At 61.9% G+C, this 17893-nt stretch carries 18 protein-coding genes and 1 pseudogene; 8 read left to right on the top strand and 11 right to left on the bottom strand.

Annotated features, from left to right (window positions below):
- Nucleotides 1-39: 39 nt before the first annotated feature.
- The 3 genes from rpoZ to J4E58_RS21320 all read right to left on the bottom strand — a co-directional run bounded on the left by rpoZ (nt 40) and on the right by J4E58_RS21320 (nt 1967).
- Nucleotides 40-303: a DNA-directed RNA polymerase subunit omega gene (gene rpoZ, locus J4E58_RS21330; protein ID WP_007921129.1), complete on the bottom strand. Its 264-nt coding sequence runs from the start codon at nt 301-303 to the stop codon at nt 40-42.
- A 167-nt stretch (nt 304-470) separates the two neighbouring features.
- A complete protein-coding gene (gmk, locus tag J4E58_RS21325) occupies nt 471-1091 on the bottom strand; it encodes a guanylate kinase (RefSeq protein WP_053263107.1) in 621 nt (206 codons plus the stop codon).
- A gap of 12 nt (nt 1092-1103) precedes the next feature.
- Nucleotides 1104-1967: a YicC/YloC family endoribonuclease gene (locus tag J4E58_RS21320; RefSeq protein ID WP_009046187.1), complete on the bottom strand. Its 864-nt coding sequence runs from the start codon at nt 1965-1967 to the stop codon at nt 1104-1106.
- Between the two features lie 270 nt (nt 1968-2237).
- On the opposite strand from J4E58_RS21320, the gene rph reads away from it, so the two are divergent.
- Nucleotides 2238-2960, top strand: a complete 723-nt coding sequence (gene rph / locus J4E58_RS21315; protein ID WP_007921124.1) for a ribonuclease PH — start codon at nt 2238-2240, stop codon at nt 2958-2960.
- Between the two features lie 31 nt (nt 2961-2991).
- Nucleotides 2992-3360, top strand: a complete 369-nt coding sequence (locus J4E58_RS21310) for a DUF4870 domain-containing protein (RefSeq protein ID WP_007921123.1) — start codon at nt 2992-2994, stop codon at nt 3358-3360.
- Between the two features lie 61 nt (nt 3361-3421).
- Here J4E58_RS21310 and J4E58_RS21305 read toward each other — a convergent pair whose 3' ends face one another.
- Nucleotides 3422-4201 carry an exodeoxyribonuclease III gene (locus tag J4E58_RS21305; RefSeq protein WP_003176915.1) on the bottom strand — a complete coding sequence of 260 codons (780 nt, stop codon included), beginning with the start codon at nt 4199-4201 and terminating at the stop codon, nt 3422-3424.
- 81 nt (nt 4202-4282) lie between these two features.
- Here J4E58_RS21305 and pyrE point away from each other — a divergent pair, with 81 nt between their 5' ends.
- Nucleotides 4283-4927: an orotate phosphoribosyltransferase gene (gene pyrE, locus J4E58_RS21300; protein ID WP_007921122.1), complete on the top strand. Its 645-nt coding sequence runs from the start codon at nt 4283-4285 to the stop codon at nt 4925-4927.
- Nucleotides 4928-5066: 139 nt separating this feature from the next.
- Here pyrE and argB read toward each other — a convergent pair whose 3' ends face one another.
- The 4 genes and pseudogenes from argB to coaBC all read right to left on the bottom strand — a co-directional run bounded on the left by argB (nt 5067) and on the right by coaBC (nt 9336).
- Nucleotides 5067-5972, bottom strand: coding sequence for an acetylglutamate kinase (argB, locus tag J4E58_RS21295; RefSeq protein ID WP_007921120.1), 906 nt, complete (start codon nt 5970-5972; stop codon nt 5067-5069).
- A 39-nt stretch (nt 5973-6011) separates the two neighbouring features.
- Nucleotides 6012-7415, bottom strand: a pseudogene (locus J4E58_RS21290) (phosphomannomutase/phosphoglucomutase); the annotation flags it as partial.
- A gap of 251 nt (nt 7416-7666) precedes the next feature.
- The gene (gene dut, locus J4E58_RS21285; protein WP_087087542.1) at nt 7667-8122 is read right to left on the bottom strand and encodes a dUTP diphosphatase; all 456 of its coding nucleotides are present in this window, start codon (nt 8120-8122) and stop codon (nt 7667-7669) included.
- Between the two features lie 5 nt (nt 8123-8127).
- Entirely contained in the window at nt 8128-9336 is a 1209-nt protein-coding gene (gene coaBC / locus J4E58_RS21280) for a bifunctional phosphopantothenoylcysteine decarboxylase/phosphopantothenate--cysteine ligase CoaBC (RefSeq protein ID WP_007921117.1), read from the bottom strand.
- 131 nt (nt 9337-9467) lie between these two features.
- On the opposite strand from coaBC, the gene radC reads away from it, so the two are divergent.
- Nucleotides 9468-10142, top strand: coding sequence for a DNA repair protein RadC (gene radC, locus J4E58_RS21275; RefSeq protein WP_007921116.1), 675 nt, complete (start codon nt 9468-9470; stop codon nt 10140-10142).
- A 95-nt stretch (nt 10143-10237) separates the two neighbouring features.
- Here radC and J4E58_RS21270 read toward each other — a convergent pair whose 3' ends face one another.
- Nucleotides 10238-11824: an ABC transporter substrate-binding protein gene (locus J4E58_RS21270; RefSeq protein WP_087087544.1), complete on the bottom strand. Its 1587-nt coding sequence runs from the start codon at nt 11822-11824 to the stop codon at nt 10238-10240.
- Between the two features lie 546 nt (nt 11825-12370).
- Here J4E58_RS21270 and rpmB point away from each other — a divergent pair.
- Both rpmB and rpmG read left to right on the top strand, forming a co-directional pair.
- Nucleotides 12371-12604, top strand: a complete 234-nt coding sequence (gene rpmB / locus J4E58_RS21265) for a 50S ribosomal protein L28 (RefSeq protein ID WP_007921114.1) — start codon at nt 12371-12373, stop codon at nt 12602-12604.
- Nucleotides 12605-12615: 11 nt separating this feature from the next.
- On the top strand, nt 12616-12771 hold the full coding sequence (gene rpmG, locus J4E58_RS21260) for a 50S ribosomal protein L33 (protein ID WP_003177274.1): 156 nt from the start codon (nt 12616-12618) through the stop codon (nt 12769-12771).
- 58 nt (nt 12772-12829) lie between these two features.
- Here the strand turns inward: rpmG and J4E58_RS21255 are convergent, their stop codons facing one another.
- A complete protein-coding gene (locus tag J4E58_RS21255; RefSeq protein WP_038574716.1) occupies nt 12830-13192 on the bottom strand; it encodes a cupin domain-containing protein in 363 nt (120 codons plus the stop codon).
- Nucleotides 13193-13427: 235 nt separating this feature from the next.
- On the opposite strand from J4E58_RS21255, the gene J4E58_RS21250 reads away from it, so the two are divergent.
- Together J4E58_RS21250 and J4E58_RS21245 are read left to right on the top strand one after the other, a co-directional pair.
- Entirely contained in the window at nt 13428-14921 is a 1494-nt protein-coding gene (locus J4E58_RS21250) for an aldehyde dehydrogenase (RefSeq protein WP_007921100.1), read from the top strand.
- A gap of 142 nt (nt 14922-15063) precedes the next feature.
- Nucleotides 15064-16212 (top strand): MFS transporter, encoded by a 1149-nt coding sequence (locus J4E58_RS21245; protein ID WP_053263102.1) that lies wholly within the window; start codon nt 15064-15066, stop codon nt 16210-16212.
- Nucleotides 16213-16309: 97 nt separating this feature from the next.
- On the opposite strand, the gene J4E58_RS21240 is transcribed toward J4E58_RS21245, so the two are convergent.
- Nucleotides 16310-17848: a phospholipase D family protein gene (locus J4E58_RS21240; protein WP_370686801.1), complete on the bottom strand. Its 1539-nt coding sequence runs from the start codon at nt 17846-17848 to the stop codon at nt 16310-16312.
- Nucleotides 17849-17893: the final 45 nt, after the last annotated feature.

Below are 17893 nucleotides of genomic sequence, written 5' to 3'. Positions count from 1 at the left end.
CTGTGATCCCGCGCCGTGCTACGTCGACCAGGCATAGGCTTAGACGGCCTCGTTGGACTCGTCCTCGAATGCAGCAAAAAGCGGTTCATCTTCAACGATTTCGGCTTCGGCGATAGCTGCGTAGTCGATCAGGCCTTCAGCGATTTCGCGCAGGGCGACGACGGTAGGCTTGTCGTTTTCCCATGCTACTTTCGGCTCTTTGCCGCCGGTTGCCAGTTGACGGGCACGCTTGGTAGAGAGCATGACCAGCTCAAAGCGGTTATCCACGTGTTCTAGACAGTCTTCAACGGTTACGCGGGCCATGGTCTTCCTCGTAGCAAATGCAATATGCGCGCTGCCCGGATGGGCGAGCGGACTCAACAGTTTAAAAAATCACCAGCGATTAGGGAAGCGCTGATTTTTTAACCAAGCTTTCCGGCCCGCTACAAGTGCCAATGTAAAGCCCTTGCAGCGGTTTTGGGAAGTGCTATTCAGCCCAGCAATTCGGCGAGCAATTTGCCGAAACGCTGCTGCTGGCGCTTCTGCTGCAGCTGGTTGGTGCGGAAAATCGCCTTCAAGTCGTCCAGCGCATGGGCGAAATCGTCGTTGATGATCAGGTAGTCGTAGTCGACGTAGTGGCTCATCTCGCTGACCGCTTCGCGCATCCGGCCTTCGATGATCTCGTCGCTGTCCTGGCCGCGGTTGGTCAGGCGCTGGCGCAAGGCCTGCTGGGACGGCGGCAGGATGAAGATCGAACGAGCCTGGGGCATCAACTTGCGCACCTGCTCGGCGCCTTGCCAGTCGATCTCCAGGATCAGGTCGTGACCTTCGTCCAGGGTCTGCTGCAAGTGGCTTTGGGAGGTGCCATAGAGATTGCCGAAGACTTCGGCGCGCTCGAGGAAGTCGCCGTGTTCACCCATCTTCACGAACGCTTCGCGCGAGACGAAGTGGTAGTTCACGCCGTCCACTTCGCCCGGGCGCATGGCGCGGGTGGTGTGGGACACGGAAACGCGGATCGACGGATCGGCGTCGATCAGGGCCTTGACCAGGCTGGTCTTGCCCGCGCCCGAAGGGGCGGAAATGATGTAGAGGGTGCCGGTGCTGTGGTTCATGTCGGGGTAGCCTTACTCAATATTCTGTACTTGTTCGCGCATCTGCTCGATCAACACCTTGAGGTTGACCGCAGCCTGGGTGCTGCGCGGGTCGAAGGCCTTGGAGCCCAGTGTGTTGGCTTCGCGGTTGAGTTCCTGCATCAGGAAGTCCAGGCGCCGGCCGGCAGCGCCGCCGGACTTGAGCACGCGGCGAACTTCGATGATGTGGGTGCTCAGGCGGTCCAGTTCTTCGGCGACGTCGCTCTTCTGGGCGAGCAGCACCATTTCCTGTTCCAGGCGCGTGGGGTCCAGTTCGGCCTGCATGTCGGCGAAGCGGTCGAGAACCTTCTGGCGCTGGGTGGCGAGCATCTGCGGGACCAGTTCGCGCAGGGTCACGACGTCTTCCTCGATGGAGGTCAGGCGGTCGTTGATCAGGCGGGCCAGCTCCGCACCTTCGCGCTCGCGGCCGCTCTTCAACTCTTTCAGCCCTTGGTTGAACAGGCTCAGGGCTTCGTTGTTCAGCGCCTGCGGGTCGCTGGCATCGGCCACCAGGACGCCGGGCCAGGCCAGCACTTCCAGTGGGTTCAGCGCTGCCGGCTGCTTGATCAGGCTGGCAACGGACTCGGCTGCCGCCACCAGTTGCGCGGCGCGCTCCCGGTCGACCTGCAGTGGTTTTCCGGTGGTTTCTTCGGTGAAGCGCAAGGTGCATTCGAGCTTGCCGCGCGACAGTCCCTGGCGCAGCGCCTCGCGGACCGCGCCTTCCAGATCGCGAAAGGATTCCGGCAGGCGCAGGTGCGGTTCCAGGTAACGGCTGTTGACCGAGCGCAGTTCCCAACTCAGGGTGCCCTGGGTGCCGGCCCGTTCTACCCGGGCGAAGGCGGTCATGCTGTGCACCATGGAGGTACCTCCGATACAGGTCCGCCGCCAACCGCGGAGGGTTGCACGGGCCCGATATGAATGAATTGAAGCCGACAGGCTGTGAAGGCGCAGGATTGTAGCGCAGTGCGGTGGATGCTCCCAAACTGCGGGTGTGACAAAGCGCTGCGGGGCGACCGGAGGGCCGTTCCAGAGGTGTCGCCGACGGGCCGGGGTTTTTAGAACTGCCCAGGCAGGGCCGTGGGCTCTATAATGATCGGCAGTTTTCCGTCCCCGTACAGGTATTTCCCTATGAAACGTCCAAGTGGTCGCGCTGCCGATCAGCTCCGCTCGATCCGCATCACCCGCAACTACACCAAACACGCCGAGGGATCTGTACTGGTCGAGTTCGGTGATACCAAAGTGATCTGCACGGTCAGCGTCGAGAACGGCGTGCCCCGCTTCCTCAAGGGCCAGGGCCAGGGTTGGTTGACCGCCGAATACGGCATGCTGCCGCGCGCCACCGGCGAGCGTAACCAGCGTGAAGCCAGTCGCGGCAAGCAAGGCGGCCGCACCCTGGAGATCCAGCGTCTGATCGGCCGTTCCCTGCGCGCTGCGCTGGACATGACCAAGCTGGGCGACGTCACCCTGTATGTCGACTGCGATGTGATCCAGGCCGATGGCGGTACCCGTACCGCGTCGATCACCGGTGCCATGGTGGCTCTGGTGGATGCGCTGAAAGTGATCAAGAAGCGGGGCGGCCTGAAGGGCGGCGACCCGATCAAGCAAATGATCGCGGCGGTGTCCGTGGGCATGTACCAGGGCGAGCCGGTGCTGGATCTGGATTATCTGGAAGACTCGGCGGCCGAGACCGACCTCAACGTGGTCATGACCAGCACTGGCGGTTTCATCGAAGTCCAGGGCACTGCCGAAGGCGCGCCGTTCCAGCCGGAAGAACTGAACGCCATGCTGGCGCTGGCCAAGAAAGGCATGAGCGAGATCTTTGAATTGCAACAGGCAGCCCTGGCTGACTGATTGCTCGGTAGCTTTCAGCAAGGAGAGCCGCATGAACGACGACCAGCTTCCTCAACCTGTCCCGAGCCATGAGGTGCGTCAGTGGGCGATGTTCTGTCACCTGTCGGCCTTGCTGGGCATCTGGATTCCGTTCGGCACCCTGATCGGTCCGTTGGTGCTCTGGCAGATGAAGCGCGAGACCGATCCGTTCATCGATGCCCAGGGCAAGGAAGCGCTGAACTTTCAGATCACCGTGGCCCTTGCCTCGCTGGTCTGCTTCCTGCTGATGGTGGTGCTGGTGGGTTTCCTGCTTTTTGGTCTGCTGGCGATCGGCGCCCTGGTGCTGACCATCATCGCCGGGGTCAAGGCCAATGAAGGGGTGGCGTACCGTTACCCGTTCACCTGGCGATTGATCAAATAGGCCGAGCGCCCACAAAAAAGCCGACACTGATGTCGGCTTTTTTGTGGCTGCGAAAAGACGCTTAGATGGTCAGCGTCCAGTCGTAGTCCACGATCAGCGGCGCGTGCTGCGAGAAGCGCGGCTGGCGTGGCAGGCGTGCGCTGCGCACGAAGCGACGCAGGCCTGGGGTCAGCAGCTGATAGTCGAAGCGCCAGCCCAGGTTGAGCATCTCGGCCTGTTCGTTGTCCGGCCACCAGCTGTATTGATCGCCTTCGCGGCTGACTTCGCGCAGGGCGTCGACATAACCCATGTTGCCGACAATCTCGTCCATCCAGGCACGTTCAGGCGCCAGGAAACCCGGAGATTGTTGGCTGTCACGCCAGTTCTTGATATCCAGCTTCTGTTGCGCCACGTACAGCGAGCCACAATAAATGTACTCGCGACGTTTGCGCCGCTGTTTATCCAGGTAACGGGCGAAGTCGTCCATAAGCTTGAACTTCTGGTTCAAGTCTTCATCGCCGTTCTGCCCGGAAGGAAGCAGCAAGGTCGCGATGCTGACCTTGTCGAAATCGGCTTGCAGGTAGCGCCCGTAGCGGTCGGCCGTCTCGAAGCCGAGACCGCTGATGACAGCCTTCGGTTGCAACCGCGAATACAAAGCCACACCGCCTTGGGCGGGAACTTCGGCATCGCAGGCATAAAGGAAGTAGCCATCCAGTTGGAAGGCTGGATCGTCCAGTTCAAAGGCGGAGGCGCGGGTGTCCTGCAGGCAGATGACGTCGGCATTCTGTGCTTGCAGCCAACTGAGCAAACCTCGCTCCACTGCAGCCTGAATACCATTGACGTTCACACTGATGATCCGCATAAATGGCCCCAAAAATCACGTGCGTGTATGATACCCGAGGTCTACCTAATTAGCTAAATCCGTGGTATTTGGGGCTTTTTCATGCAGGCGTATCAGCGCGATTTCATTCGTTTTGCCATCGATCGCGGGGTTTTGCGCTTCGGTGAGTTCACCCTGAAGTCCGGGCGTACCAGTCCTTACTTCTTCAATGCCGGTCTGTTCAACAGCGGCTCGGCCCTGGCGCAGCTGGGGCGTTTTTATGCCGCGGCGATCGTCGACAGCGGCATTTCTTTCGATGTGCTTTTCGGTCCTGCGTACAAAGGCATTCCTTTGGCGGCGGCGACGGCCGTGGCCCTGGCCGAGCATCATCAGCGCGATCTGCCATGGTGCTTCAACCGCAAGGAAGCCAAGGCTCACGGCGAAGGCGGCAGCCTGGTCGGCGCGCCATTGACTGGCGACGTGCTGATCATCGACGACGTAATCACCGCGGGCACGGCGATCCGCGAAGTGATGCAGATCATCGAATCCCAGGAGGGCGCCAAGGCCGCGGGTGTGCTGATCGCCCTGAACCGTCAGGAGCGTGGCAATGGTGAGTTGTCGGCGATCCAGGAAGTCGAGCGCGACTTCGGCATTCCGGTGGTGAGCATTGTTTCCCTGACCCAGGTCCTGCAGTTCCTGGCGGACGATCCGGCGCTCAAGCAGCATCTGCCGGCGGTGGAAGCCTACCGCGCGCAATTCGGCGTCTGAGTATTGTGGGAGCGAGGCTTGCCCGCGATAGCGGTCTGACCTGATACACCGCTATCGCGGGCAAGCTCCGCTCCTACGGAAGGCGCAATAAAAAGCCCCCGCCTGGCTTGCCCAGGCGGGGGCTTTTTATTTGCAGCGCTTAAGGACGCTTGCGATTGCTGATCAGGGTGCCGACACCGGTATCGGTGAAGATCTCCAGCAGAATCGCATTGGGTACCCGACCGTCGATGATCAGCGAGCTGCCCACGCCACCCTGTACCGCTTCCAGCGCGCAGCGGATCTTCGGCAGCATGCCGCCGTAGATGGTGCCGTCTTCGATCAGGGCATCGACCTGCTGGGTGGTCAAGCCGGTCAGCACCTTGCCCGACTTGTCCATCAGGCCGGCGATGTTGGTCAGCAGCATCAGCTTCTCGGCTTTCAGCGCCTCGGCCACCTTGCCGGCCACCAGGTCGGCGTTGATGTTGTACGACTCGCCGTTGGCGCCGACGCCGATCGGGGCGATCACCGGGATGAAATCACCTTTGACCAGCAGATTCAGTAGGTCGGTGTTGATGCCGACCACTTCGCCCACGTGGCCGATGTCGATGATTTCCGGGGTGGTCATTTCCGGCGTCTTGCGGGTGACGGTGAGCTTCTTCGCGCGAATCAGCTCCGCATCCTTGCCGGTCAGGCCGATGGCGCTGCCGCCATGGCGGTTGATCAGGTTAACGATGTCCTTGTTCACCTGGCCGCCGAGGACCATCTCCACCACGTCCATGGTCGCCGCGTCGGTGACACGCATGCCATCGATGAAGTGGCTTTCGATGGACAGGCGCTTGAGCAGGTCACCGATTTGCGGGCCGCCGCCATGCACGACCACCGGGTTGATCCCGACAGCCTTCATCAGCACGATGTCGCGGGCGAAGCCGGTCTTCAGCTCCTCGCTTTCCATCGCGTTGCCGCCGTATTTGATCACCAGGGTCTTGCCGACATAGCGGCGAATATAAGGCAGCGCTTCGGACAGGACCTTGGCGGTATTGGCGGCGGCATCGCGTTCGAGGGTCATTCAGGGCTCCGGCACTTCAATAAAGGCGCTTGAAGAAAATCAAAACGGTAGTTGGAGGTCAGGTGCAACACGTTTCAGCTGGGTGTGGAACACATCCTTGATGCGCTGCAGTTCGGCTTCGTCATCGGCTTCGAAGCGCAGTACCAGCACCGGCGTGGTGTTGGAGGCGCGAACCAGGCCCCAGCCTTTGGGGTAGTCGACTCGTACGCCGTCGATGGTGGTCAGGTCGGCGCCTTCACCCCATTGCGCGTCGTGCAGCGCATCAATGATGCTGAATTTGCTCTCTTCGGTCACATGGATATTGATTTCCGGCGTAGAAATATCGTTCGGGAAGGTGGCAAACAGCTCTTCCGCGTTGGATTTTTCCTTGCTGAGGATCTCCAGCAGCCGCGCGGCGCTGTAGATGCCGTCGTCGAAACCGAACCAGCGTTCCTTGAAGAACACATGTCCGCTCATTTCACCGGCCAGCAACGCACCGGTCTGCTTCATTTTCTTTTTGATCAGCGAGTGACCGGTCTTCCACATGAGTGGGCGACCGCCATATTCCTTGATCAGCGGGATCAGGCGGCGGGTGCATTTGACGTCGAAGATGATCTCCGCGCTCGGGTTGCGCGCTACGACATCCTTGGCGAACAGCATCAACAGGCGATCGGGGAAGACGATGCTGCCGGTGTTGGTCACGACGCCAACGCGGTCGCCGTCACCGTCGAAGGCCAGGCCGATATCGGCGTTGGTCTCGGCGACCTTGGCGATCAGGTCTTCCAGATTCTCGGGCTTGCCCGGGTCCGGGTGGTGGTTGGGGAAGTTGCCGTCCACTTCGCAGAACAGCGGGATGACTTCGCAATTCAGCGCTTCGATCAGCTGAGGCGCGATGACGCCGGCTGCGCCGTTGCCGCAATCGACCACCACTTTCAGGCGACGGGCGAGTTTGACGTCGGCAGTGATTTCCTTGCCGTAGCGATCGAGGATGTCGACCTTGGTGATGCTGCCCTGGCCGCTGCTCAGGTTGTTGGTCTTGAGGCGATCGTGCAGGGCCTGGATCTGTTCGTTGGCCAGGGTGTCGCCGGCAATGACGATCTTGAAGCCGTTGTAGTTCGACGGGTTGTGGCTACCGGTCAGCATCACCCCGGATTTGCCAGCCAGCACATTGGCCGCGTAATACAGCGCCGGTGTCGGTACCAGGCCGACATCGCTGACGTGGCAACCACTGTCGTGCAGGCCCTGGATCAGTTGCGCCACCAGCTCGGGGCCAGACAGGCGACCGTCACGGCCTACGCAAACGTTGGGTTCGCCCTGGGCCAGGCTCTCGGAGCCAATGGCGCGACCGATCCAGTAGGCGGTTTCAGCGTTCAGGGTTTCCGGAACGGTTCCGCGAATGTCGTAAGCGCGAAAGATGCTTTCAGGGAACTTGGGTACGACTTGGGCTGCATTGCTCATCACTGGGGGTGCTCCGTCTAAAAGGGGGCAGGACAGGCCGGAATACTGACCGGAAGGCTCAAACTGAAGGGTATGACGGCGTTTTTGCCCTTGGGTTCATGGTGCAAAAATGCCATCTGATGAGTGTCAGCTCTTTTTCGATCACCTTGTGCCGTGATTCCGGGTGGTCAAGTCCGCGAATAAACTTGCTGAGTTTTCGTGCTGAAACGCAGCCTACCAATCTTAGGCGAGCCGCTGGCGCGGCCCGGATTTTTTGTTCAATGGCTGCCGGAGTGACCGAAACCGCCCGCGCCGCGCTGGCTTTCGTCGAAGGCTTCGACCACTTCGAAGTGCGCCTGGACCACGGGTACCAGTACCAACTGGGCAATGCGTTCGCCCACCGCGATGTTGAAGGCGGTCTGGCCACGGTTCCAGCAGGAGACCATGAGTTCGCCCTGGTAATCGGAGTCGATCAGGCCGACCAGGTTGCCCAGGACGATGCCGTGCTTGTGACCCAGGCCGGAGCGCGGCAGGATCAGCGCGGCGAGGCCTGGGTCGCCGATGTAGACAGACAGGCCGGTAGGAATCAGCAGGGTCTGGCCCGGTTCCAGGAGGGTGTCCTGCTTGAGCATGGCGCGCAGGTCGAGGCCGGCGGAGCCTGGCGTGGCGTACTGCGGCAGGGGGAATTGGTTGCCGATGCGTGGGTCGAGGATCTTGGCTTGTAAAGCGTGCATGCGAGTTAAACCTGGTTCAGCCGTTCGGCGATGAAAGAGATCAGTTGGCGGGCAATCTTGCCCTTGCTGGTCTGGGCGAAGAGAGTTGCGTGCAACTCCCGGTCAATCACGCTGCAGGCGTTTTCCTCGCTGTTGAAGCCAATGCTCGGGTTGGCCACGTCGTTGGCGACGATCAGGTCGAGGTTCTTGTCTTTGAGTTTGCGTGCAGCGTAGTCGAGCAAGTGTTCGGTTTCAGCGGCGAAGCCGACACTGAACGGACGGTCGGGGCGGGTGGCGATGGTGGCCAGGATGTCCGGGTTGCGCACCATCTGCAGCAGCAGGCCGTCGCCGTTCGTAGGGTCTTTCTTCAATTTCTGTGGGGCGACGACTTCCGGGCGGTAGTCCGCGACCGCGGCCGAGGCGATGAACAGGTCGCATGGGATGGCGGCCTCGCAGGCGGCGAGCATGTCGCGGGCACTGACCACGTCGATCCGGGTCACGCGATCCGGGGTCGGCAGGTGCACGGGACCGGTGATCAGGGTGACCCGAGCACCGGCTTCGACCGCTGCTTCGGCCAGGGCAAAGCCCATTTTTCCGGAGCTGTGGTTGGTGATGTAGCGCACCGGGTCGATGTTTTCCTGGGTCGGGCCGGCGGTAATCAGCACGTGTTTGCCGGTCAGCGCCAGATGCTGGAAGCAGTCGGCGGCGCACAGCGCCAGATCGTTGGCCTCGAGCATGCGGCCCAGGCCGACGTCGCCACAGGCCTGGCTGCCGGAAGCCGGGCCGAAGACTTTCAGGCCACGGCTTTGCAGCAGCTGGGTGTTGGCCTGGGTGGCAGGGTCGCGCCACATGGCCTGGTTCATGGCCGGGGCGATGGCGACGGTGGCGTCGGTGGCCAGGACCAGGGTGGTCAGCAGGTCGTCGGCGATGCCTTGGGCCAGGCGGGCGATCAGGTCGGCGGTGGCCGGGGCGATCAGCACCAGGTCGGCCCATTTGGCCAGTTCGATATGGCCCATGGCGGCTTCGGCCGCGGGGTCGAGCAGGTCCAGGTGGACCGGGTGCCCGGACAGGGCCTGCATGGTCAGCGGGGTGATGAATTCACTGCCGCCACGGGTCATGACCACACGCACTTCCGCGCCGTGGTCGAGGAGTCGGCGAACCAGCTCGGCGCTCTTATAGGCAGCGATGCCGCCGCCGACGCCGAGAACGATGCGTTTCCGATACAGCCGCTGCATAGGCCTGCCTTTCAGTTCAATGATTGCTGCGTGTAACACCCCCTCCCCAGGGGAAATTCCACGCAAAAAGATGGGCTAAGATAGCACAGCGACCGCTATGGAACAGCGGCGCCCACACACATGGAGGTGCTATGAGCATTCGCGACTGGCCTGCGGCGGAGCGCCCGCGGGAGAAGCTTCTTGAGCAGGGCGCGCTGGCCCTTTCCGACGCCGAATTGCTGGCGATTTTCCTGCGCACCGGGGTCGCCGGAAAAAGCGCGGTCGACCTGGCGCGGCACCTGTTGCATCAGTTCGGCAGCCTGCGTGGCCTGCTCGAGGCGGACCAATTGACCTTCAGCCGGCAGCTTGGCCTGGGCCCGGCCAAGTTCGCGCAATTGCAGGCGGTGCTGGAAATGGCGCGGCGGCATCTGGCGGAAAAACTCAGTCGCAATTCGGTGCTGGAAAGCCCGGTGGCGGTCCGCGACTACCTCAAGGCGATGTTGCGCCATGAACCGCATGAGGTCTTCGGTTGCCTGTTTCTCGACTCCAAGCACCGGGTGCTGGCGTTCGAGGCGTTGTTCCAGGGTTCCATCAACACCACCAGCGTCTATCCGCGGCAAGTGGTCAAGCGTGCCCTGGCGCACAACGCGGCCGCGCTGATCCTGTGTCACAACCATCCTTCGGGCGTTTCCGAGCCGAGCCAGGCGGATCGGGTGCTGACCCGCAGGCTCACGGAGGCGCTGGACCTGGTGGATGTGCGCGTACTCGACCATTTCATCGTCGGCGAGGGCGAGCCGCTGTCGATGGCCGAGTACGGCTGGATGTAGAGAAGCAGCGACAAGCTTCAAGCGGCAAGCTGCAAGTTAAAGCGGTACGAGGACTGCTCTGAACTTGCAGCTTGTAGCTCGCCGCTTGCCGCTGCTTATCTGAAGCTGACCTTCGAGTAGTCCTGGCGACCGAACGGGCTGACCTGATACCCATGGACATCCTTGCGCGTCAGGGCGAAGGCGGTCGGGTGGGCAAGCGGTAGCCACAGGGCCTGCTGCTGGATCTGGGTTTGCGCCTGCTGGTAAAGCTTGCTGCGCACGCCCTGCTCGGTGGTGGTCTTGCCGGCGGTGATCAGCTTGTCCAGGCCGGGGTCGCAATAGCGGGCGAAGTTGGTCCCGGACTTCACCGCCGCGCAGGTGAACTGCGGGGTGAGGAAGTTATCCGGATCGCCGTTGTCGCCGGCCCAGCCCATGAACAGCAGGTCGTGCTCGCCGGCCTTGGCCCGACGGATCAGTTCGCCCCATTCGATCACACGGATCTCCGCCTGGATCCCGACTTGTGCCAAGTCTGCTTGCAGCTGTTGCGCGCCCAGGCTCGGGTTGGGGTTCAACAAACTGCCGGAAGGGCGGGTCCAGATCGTGGTCTGAAAACCGTCTTTCAGGCCGGCCTTGGCCAGCAATTGGCGGGCCTTCGCCGGATCATGGGCGTAACCCGGCAGCTCCTTGGCGTAGCTCCAGGTGTTGGGCGGGAAGGGGCCGTTGGCGGGTTCGGCGGTATTTTCGAAGACCGCTTTCAGGTAGTTGGCCTTGTCGAAGGCGAGGTTGATGGCCTGGCGCACTTCAGGTTTGTCCAGTGGTGGGTGCTGGCTGTTGATGGCGACGAACGCGGTCATGAAGGCCGCGGTTTTCTCGACCTTGAGCGCAGGCTCCTCAAGCGCGGCGGTCACGTCCAGCGGCTTGGGCGACAGGGCGATCTGGCATTCGTTGCGGCGCAGCTTCTGCAGGCGCACGTTGGCGTCCGGGGTGATGGCGAAGATCAGCGGATCCACCGCCGGCTTGCCGGCAAAATAGTCGGGGTTGGCCTTGTAGCGGATCGATGCGTCCTTCTGGAAACGGCCGAACACGAAGGGGCCGGTGCCGATCGGTTGGCTGTTGAGCTTGTCCTGGGTGCCGGCCTTGAGCAACTGGTCGGCGTATTCGGCGGAGTAGATCGATGCAAACCCCATGCTCAGGGTGGCGAGGAAGGTCGAATCGGCGTGGTCGAGGGTGAAGCGCAGGGTCAGCGGATCCAGGGCGTCGATCTTCTTGATCAGCGCCGGCAGCTGTAGCGACTGGGCATGGGGATAGCCGCTCTGCGCCACTTTATGCCAGGGGTTGGCCGGGTCGAGCATGCGGTCGAAGCTGAACTTCACGTCTTCGGCGGTCAGCTCGCGGCTCGGATTGAAATACGCGGTGCGATGAAACTTCACTTTCGGGTGCAGCTTGAACACATAGGTCAGGCCGTCGGCCGAGACTTCCCAGCTGTCGGCCAGGCTCGGTACCACCTTGCCGCTGCTGGCGTCGAACTCCACCAGGCGATTCATCAGCACGTCGGCCGAGGCGTTGGTGGTGGTCAGCGAGTTGTACTGCACTACGTCGAAACCTTCCGGGCTGGCCTCGGTGCACACGCTTAATGCGGCGGCGTGGGCCAGCGGGCTCAGAATAAGAGGGGCGAACAGGAGCGGGAGGGCAGCGAGGCGCATGTTTGGCTTCCTTTGCAGATCGAAGGCCCATCTGCGAGTGCAGTCTGGAAAAAGGCTTACCCTAGTGGCCCCGTTGAAAAATGACTATCCCCTTTTTTCGCTCGTGGGCCGGATACGTTGGCATTTGTTGCAGCGTCGAGCCTGTTGGCGGCCGGCAGTCATGGCCACATTAGGCATAAATTGACAGAGGTTTTTTCCATATATTGACGTGGAACGAGCGTTGCGGCGGCTGTGCATGGTGATTCTGCCGCTTGTTTCACCCACGCAGAATTTATTCTGCGACGAGCGGTCAGCCATGGCGCCAGCCTTTGGTGCAGGCATCCGGAGCAAGAAAACAGGGACTTTTCGAAATCCAAAGCACACCGGCTGTTGTTGCTACTGGGTCTTTCTGGTATAAAGCAGCGCTCTTTTCTAGGGGCCCGGTTCCTTCGCTTGTAGGTGTAGCCGGTAAGACCCTAAAGAAACGCGGCGCCTGGCGCCAAATGACTGAGAGATTAAGCGGCCAACCCATGCCGGGTTGGGCATGTGGTTTTAGAGGGCTGAGGCATGTCGAGAGTCTGTCAAGTTACCGGTAAGGGTCCGGTGACTGGGAATAACATTTCCCACGCAAACAACAAAACCCGTCGTCGTTTCCTGCCGAACCTGCAGCATCACCGCTTCTGGGTTGAGTCCGAGAAACGTTTTGTGCGTCTGCGCGTATCTGCCAAAGGCATGCGTATCATCGACAAGCGTGGCATTGATGTCGTGCTGGCCGAACTTCGTCGCGATGGCAAGGTTTAAGGGAGCTAATCATGCGTGAATTGATTCGTTTGATTTCGAGCGCCGGTACTGGTCACTTCTACACTACCGACAAGAACAAGCGCACTACTCCGGACAAAATCGAGATCAAGAAATATGATCCGGTTGTTCGTAAGCACGTGATCTACAAGGAAGGCAAAATCAAGTAATTGATTTTTCTTCTGACAAAAAAACCCGCCTTCAAGCGGGTTTTTTTGTGCCTGCGATTCAGGCTTTCGGTTCGAAGATCACATAGATCTTGCGGCACGGTTCCAGCACCTCCCAGGTGCCGCGAAAGCCTGCGGGAATGACGAAGCGATCGCCGGCGCGCAAGGTCTTGGCATTGCCTTCGCCGTCACGCAGGACCGAAACCCCCTGCACGATCTCGCAGTACTCGTGCTCGGTGTAGTTCACCGTCCACTGGCCGATCGCGCCTTCCCATACCCCGGCGTTCATCTGGCCGCACGGACTGTTGTAGTGGTTGAACACGGTTTGCTCAGGGTCGCCCTTGAGGACTTTTTCCTGGGCGGGGCGATACCGCTCGGGCGCAGTGTTGGCCTGATTGAAGTCGACGATGTCCTGGATGCTCATGCTGGTATTCCCCCCTGATTGCGCTGCGAATGGCTGGAAAGCCCGAAGTCTATGTTTATTAAAATGAACATAGCAATGGCGTTTGCCTGGCCTCTGTCAAATATATTGAAACTTCGGGTGCCGCTGGTTTAGGGTGGCGAATGCCATGGGCCGAAGCAGGATGGCCGGGCAGAATTCCTGAAGGTGCCGGCATCGATCGCGTGGCGCCTGTATCCAACAAGAGGAGGACACTCGCATGACCACCCTGACTCGAGCCGATTGGGAACAACGCGCCCGCGAGCTGAAAATCGAAGGCCGCGCCTACATCAATGGCGAATACACCGCCGCCGTTTCCAACGAAACCTTCGAATGCATCAGCCCGGTCGATGGTCGTCTGCTGGCGAGTATTGCCAGCTGTGACGCCGCCGACGCACAACGCGCGGTGGAAAACGCCCGCGCCACTTTCAATTCCGGTGTCTGGTCGCGCCTGGCGCCGGCCAAGCGTAAAGCCACCATGATTCGTTTTGCCGGCCTGCTGAAGAAGCATGCCGAAGAACTGGCCCTGCTCGAAACCCTGGACATGGGCAAGCCGATCAGCGACTCGCTGGGTATCGACGTTCCTGGCGCGGCGCAAGCGCTGAGCTGGAGCGGCGAAGCCATCGACAAGATCTACGACGAAGTCGCCGCCACGCCCCACGACCAACTGGGCCTGGTGACTCGCGAGCCGGTGGGCGTGGTCGGCGCCATCGTGCCGTGGAACTTCCCGTTGATGATGGCCTGCTGGAAACTCGGTCCGGCGCTGTCCACCGGTAACTCGGTGATCCTCAAGCCGTCGGAAAAATCGCCGCTGACCGCTATCCGCATCGCCGCGCTGGCTGTCGAAGCCGGGATCCCGGCGGGCGTGCTCAACGTGCTGCCAGGTTATGGCCACACCGTGGGCAAGGCCCTGGCCCTGCACATGGACGTCGATACCCTGGTGTTCACCGGTTCGACCAAGATCGCCAAGCAACTGATGGTCTACTCCGGCGAATCGAACATGAAGCGCGTCTGGCTGGAGGCGGGCGGCAAGAGCCCGAACATCGTGTTCGCCGATGCCCCGGACCTGCAGGCCGCGGCCGAATCCGCGGCCAGCGCCATTGCCTTCAACCAGGGCGAGGTCTGCACCGCCGGTTCGCGCCTGCTGGTGGAGCGTTCGATCAAGGATAAATTCCTGCCGCTGGTGATCGAGGCCCTCAAGGCCTGGAAACCGGGCAACCCGCTGGACCCGGCCACCAACGTCGGCGCGCTGGTGGATACCCAGCAGATGAACACCGTGCTGTCGTACATCGAGTCCGGTCATGCCGACGGCGCCAAGCTGGTGGTGGGCGGCAAGCGCACCCTGCAGGAAACCGGCGGGACCTACGTTGAGCCGACCATCTTCGATGGCGTCAGCAATGCAATGAAGATCGCCCAGGAAGAGATCTTTGGCCCGGTGCTCTCGGTCATCGCCTTCGACACCGTGGAAGAAGCCATCCAGATTGCCAACGACACGCCTTACGGTCTGGCCGCGGCGGTATGGACGGCCAATATCTCCAAGGCTCACCTGACCGCCAAGGCGCTGCGGGCCGGCAGTGTCTGGGTCAACCAATATGACGGCGGCGACATGACCGCGCCGTTCGGCGGTTTCAAGCAGTCGGGCAACGGTCGTGACAAGTCGCTGCATGCGTTCGACAAGTACACCGAACTGAAGGCGACCTGGATCAAGCTGTAATTCAAGGGGCGCGGATATCGGGCGTCTGAACAGACGCCATCCCGCGCACCGTTAGCCGATCCATATCGCAGCCGGACTTTCCGCAGGGGAGGTCCGGCTGCGTTGTCTCTGTATTAAAAAAACCATCCACAGGAGCGTGGAAATGCGCTGGGCAACTTATTTCGCCGTTTTGGCGGCTGTCCTGAGTGTGGGGCTGGCCTTGGGCGTGAGCATGCCGCTGGTGTCATTTCGCCTGGAGAGCTGGGGGTATGGGCCCTTTGCAATCGGCGTGATGGCCTCGATGCCGGCGATTGGCGTCTTGCTCGGGGCGAAGGTGTCCAGCCGCCTGGCGGCACGCTTCGGCACGGCGGGGCTGATGCGCCTGTGCCTGTGGGGCGGGGCGATCTCCATTGGCCTGCTGGCGCTGTTGCCGAGTTATCCCCTGTGGCTGGTGCTGCGGCTGATGATCGGCGTGGTGCTGACCATCGTCTTCATCCTCGGCGAAAGCTGGATCAACCAGTTGGTGGTGGAGCAGTGGCGCGGTCGCCTGGTGGCGCTGTATGGCAGTAGCTATGCCTTGAGCCAATTGGCTGGCCCGCTGCTGCTGGGCGCCTTGGGCACCGAGCATGACTACGGTTTCTGGGTGGGCGTCGTGCTGCTGGTGGTGTCGCCTCTGTTGCTGATGGGCCGCAGCGGCGCGCCGAGCAGCGAGTCCTGCAGCGTGACTTTCGGTGACCTATGGCGGTTCTGTCGTGGCCTGCCGGCCATTGGCTGGGCGGTGGCGCTGTTCGCCGCGTTCGAGGCGATGATCCTGACCCTGTTGCCGGTCTATTGCCTGCGCCAGGGGTTTACCGAGGACATCGCCCTGGCGATGGTCAGCACCGTGGTGGTGGGCGATGCCTTGTTGCAGTTGCCCATCGGTGCCCTGGCCGATCGCGTATCGCGGCGCGCCTTGTTTGCCGGCTGCGCGGTGATCCTGCTGCTGTCGAGCCTGGCCATTCCATTGCTGCTCGACACCCTGCTGATCTGGCCGCTGTGGGTGCTGTTCGGCGCCAGCGCCGGGGGCCTGTTCACCTTGTCGCTGATTCTGATCGGCGAGCGCTACCGCGACGATGCGCTGGTGCGCGCCAATGCCCACGTCGCCCAGCTGTGGGGCATCGGCTGCCTGATCGGGCCGCTGGTGGCGGGGGCGGGCAGCCAGTGGGTCAGCGGGCATGCCTTGCTGTTGCTGATGGCGGCCGGGGCCCTGGGGCTGATTGTGCTGTTGTTGCGCGAAGGCGCGTTTGGCGCGGCCCAGCCACAAACCCTGTAGGAGTGAGGCTTGCCCGCGATAAGGGGCTGACAGTCAACATCTTGATTGAATGTAGTTCCGCTATCGCGGGCAAGCCTCGCTCCTGCAAGGGCTGGGCTCAGAGCATCCGTTCGAGGCCGATGGTATTGCTCATCCAGGCATTGAAGCGCCGCCACCAGCTGCCAGGCTCGCGGGTCAGGGTGTGCAGTTGCTGGTTGTCTTCGGTGACCCAGACCAGCTTGCCGTCCTGCAGCTTCGCCTCGTAGCTCAGGGCCGGCGCCATGCCTTGCAGCGCCAGGCCGCGAACGCGTTCGGCCAGCTCGGGGCTGTCCACCAGCACCCCGACTTCGGTGTTCCACAGCACCGAGCGCGGGTCGAAATTGAAGGAGCCGATAAAGGATTTCTGGCGGTCGAAAATCATCGCCTTGCTGTGCAGGCTGGAGTCCGAGCCAGGATACGACGCGCTATAGAACAGATGAGGACCGCTGCCGCCGCCGTTACCGGGTTGGCGTCGCAGTTCATAGAGTTTCACGCCGTGTTGCAGCAGCGCCTTGCGATACGGCGCGTAGCCGCCGTGGACCGCCGGCACGTCGGTGGCTTCCAGGGAGTTGGTCAGCAGGCTCACCGCAACCCCGGCGTCGGCACGTCCGGTGAGGTAGACCAGGCCTGGCTGGCCGGGGACGAAATAGGCCGAAACCATCATCAACTCTTTACTGACGCTCTGTAGCTCCGGCGCCAGCTGGGTGGTCAACAGCAGGTGCGGGTCGGGCTCGCCGTTGGACAGGACCTTGCTGGGGGCATCCCACAGCGCCTGGTTCCAGGCCCAGATCAGCTCTTTGCGCCAGACGTCCATGCGTGGCTGGGTCCGATAGGCCTTGAGTTCCTGGAACAGGGCATGCTCCTGCTGCTGGGCGTCGTCCAGCGATTGCTGCAGGCGCAGCCGGGTGTTGGCCAACTCCCGGGCCGATGGCAGGCGCGACAGAAACTCGCCGATGGGTTTGCTCAGGGCGCTGTTCCAGTACTGGTCGAAGCTGTGCCCGAGCTGTTCGGCCACCGGGCCGAAACCGAGGATGTCGATGTCGGTGAAGTTCAGGTTGGGTTCGGCGTCGAAGTACTCGTCCCCCAGGTTGCGCCCGCCGACGATGGCCGCGCTGTTGTCCGCCAGCCACAGCTTGTTGTGCATGCGTCGATGTTGCAGCGACAGGTTGAACAGGCGCCCCATGGCACGGGTCACGCCGGTACTGCGCCCCAGGTGCAGGGGGTTGAACAGGCGGATCTGTATCCGCGGATGGGCGGCGAGGGTGGCCATGATCTGGTCCAGGCCGTCGCTGGTGGTGTCGTCCAGCAGAATGCGGATGCGCACGCCGCGGTCGGCGGCCTTGAGCAGTTCGTCCACCAGCATCCGGGTGCTGATGCCGTCATGGACGATGTAGTACTGCAGGTCGAGGCTGCTTTGGGCGTTGCGGATCAGCTCGGCGCGGGCCATGAAGGCTTCGCTGCTGTCGGACAGCAGGCGAAAGCCCGAGCGTCCCTGATAGGGGGCGGCCTGGGCCTGGATCGAGCGACCGAAGGCCGAGTCGGTGGCCGGCAGTGCCTGGCTGGGCTCGTGAGGCACATCGAGGCTGACGCAGCCGCTCAGGCACAGCGCGATCAGCATAAGGAAGGCCAGGGCCTGTCTGGATCTCAAGTCAGCTCATCTCGA

Source organism: Pseudomonas sp. FW305-25 (genome assembly GCF_017351415.1).
Classification (GTDB): domain Bacteria; phylum Pseudomonadota; class Gammaproteobacteria; order Pseudomonadales; family Pseudomonadaceae; genus Aquipseudomonas; species Aquipseudomonas chlororaphis.
The sequence above is the reverse complement of the archived record's forward strand: the minus strand, read 5'-3'. Positions and strand labels throughout refer to the sequence as shown.

Excerpts from the sequence above, each read along its gene's own strand:
- J4E58_RS21245 (WP_053263102.1), top strand. The coding sequence starts at position 15,064 with ATGCGCTGGGCAACTTATTTCGCCGTTTTGGCGGCTGTCCTGAGTGTG.
- pyrE (WP_007921122.1), top strand. The coding sequence starts at position 4,283 with ATGCAGGCGTATCAGCGCGATTTCATTCGTTTTGCCATCGATCGCGGG.
- J4E58_RS21310 (WP_007921123.1), top strand. The coding sequence starts at position 2,992 with ATGAACGACGACCAGCTTCCTCAACCTGTCCCGAGCCATGAGGTGCGT.
- rpmB (WP_007921114.1), top strand. The coding sequence starts at position 12,371 with ATGTCGAGAGTCTGTCAAGTTACCGGTAAGGGTCCGGTGACTGGGAAT.
- J4E58_RS21320 (WP_009046187.1), bottom strand. The coding sequence starts at position 1,967 with ATGGTGCACAGCATGACCGCCTTCGCCCGGGTAGAACGGGCCGGCACC.
- dut (WP_087087542.1), bottom strand. The coding sequence starts at position 8,122 with ATGCACGCTTTACAAGCCAAGATCCTCGACCCACGCATCGGCAACCAA.
- J4E58_RS21240 (WP_370686801.1), bottom strand. The coding sequence starts at position 17,848 with ATGCTGATCGCGCTGTGCCTGAGCGGCTGCGTCAGCCTCGATGTGCCT.
- rpmG (WP_003177274.1), top strand. The coding sequence starts at position 12,616 with ATGCGTGAATTGATTCGTTTGATTTCGAGCGCCGGTACTGGTCACTTC.
- gmk (WP_053263107.1), bottom strand. The coding sequence starts at position 1,091 with ATGAACCACAGCACCGGCACCCTCTACATCATTTCCGCCCCTTCGGGC.
- J4E58_RS21270 (WP_087087544.1), bottom strand. The coding sequence starts at position 11,824 with ATGCGCCTCGCTGCCCTCCCGCTCCTGTTCGCCCCTCTTATTCTGAGC.
- J4E58_RS21255 (WP_038574716.1), bottom strand. The coding sequence starts at position 13,192 with ATGAGCATCCAGGACATCGTCGACTTCAATCAGGCCAACACTGCGCCC.
- J4E58_RS21250 (WP_007921100.1), top strand. The coding sequence starts at position 13,428 with ATGACCACCCTGACTCGAGCCGATTGGGAACAACGCGCCCGCGAGCTG.
- coaBC (WP_007921117.1), bottom strand. The coding sequence starts at position 9,336 with ATGCAGCGGCTGTATCGGAAACGCATCGTTCTCGGCGTCGGCGGCGGC.
- rph (WP_007921124.1), top strand. The coding sequence starts at position 2,238 with ATGAAACGTCCAAGTGGTCGCGCTGCCGATCAGCTCCGCTCGATCCGC.
- J4E58_RS21305 (WP_003176915.1), bottom strand. The coding sequence starts at position 4,201 with ATGCGGATCATCAGTGTGAACGTCAATGGTATTCAGGCTGCAGTGGAG.
- radC (WP_007921116.1), top strand. The coding sequence starts at position 9,468 with ATGAGCATTCGCGACTGGCCTGCGGCGGAGCGCCCGCGGGAGAAGCTT.
- argB (WP_007921120.1), bottom strand. The coding sequence starts at position 5,972 with ATGACCCTCGAACGCGATGCCGCCGCCAATACCGCCAAGGTCCTGTCC.
- rpoZ (WP_007921129.1), bottom strand. The coding sequence starts at position 303 with ATGGCCCGCGTAACCGTTGAAGACTGTCTAGAACACGTGGATAACCGC.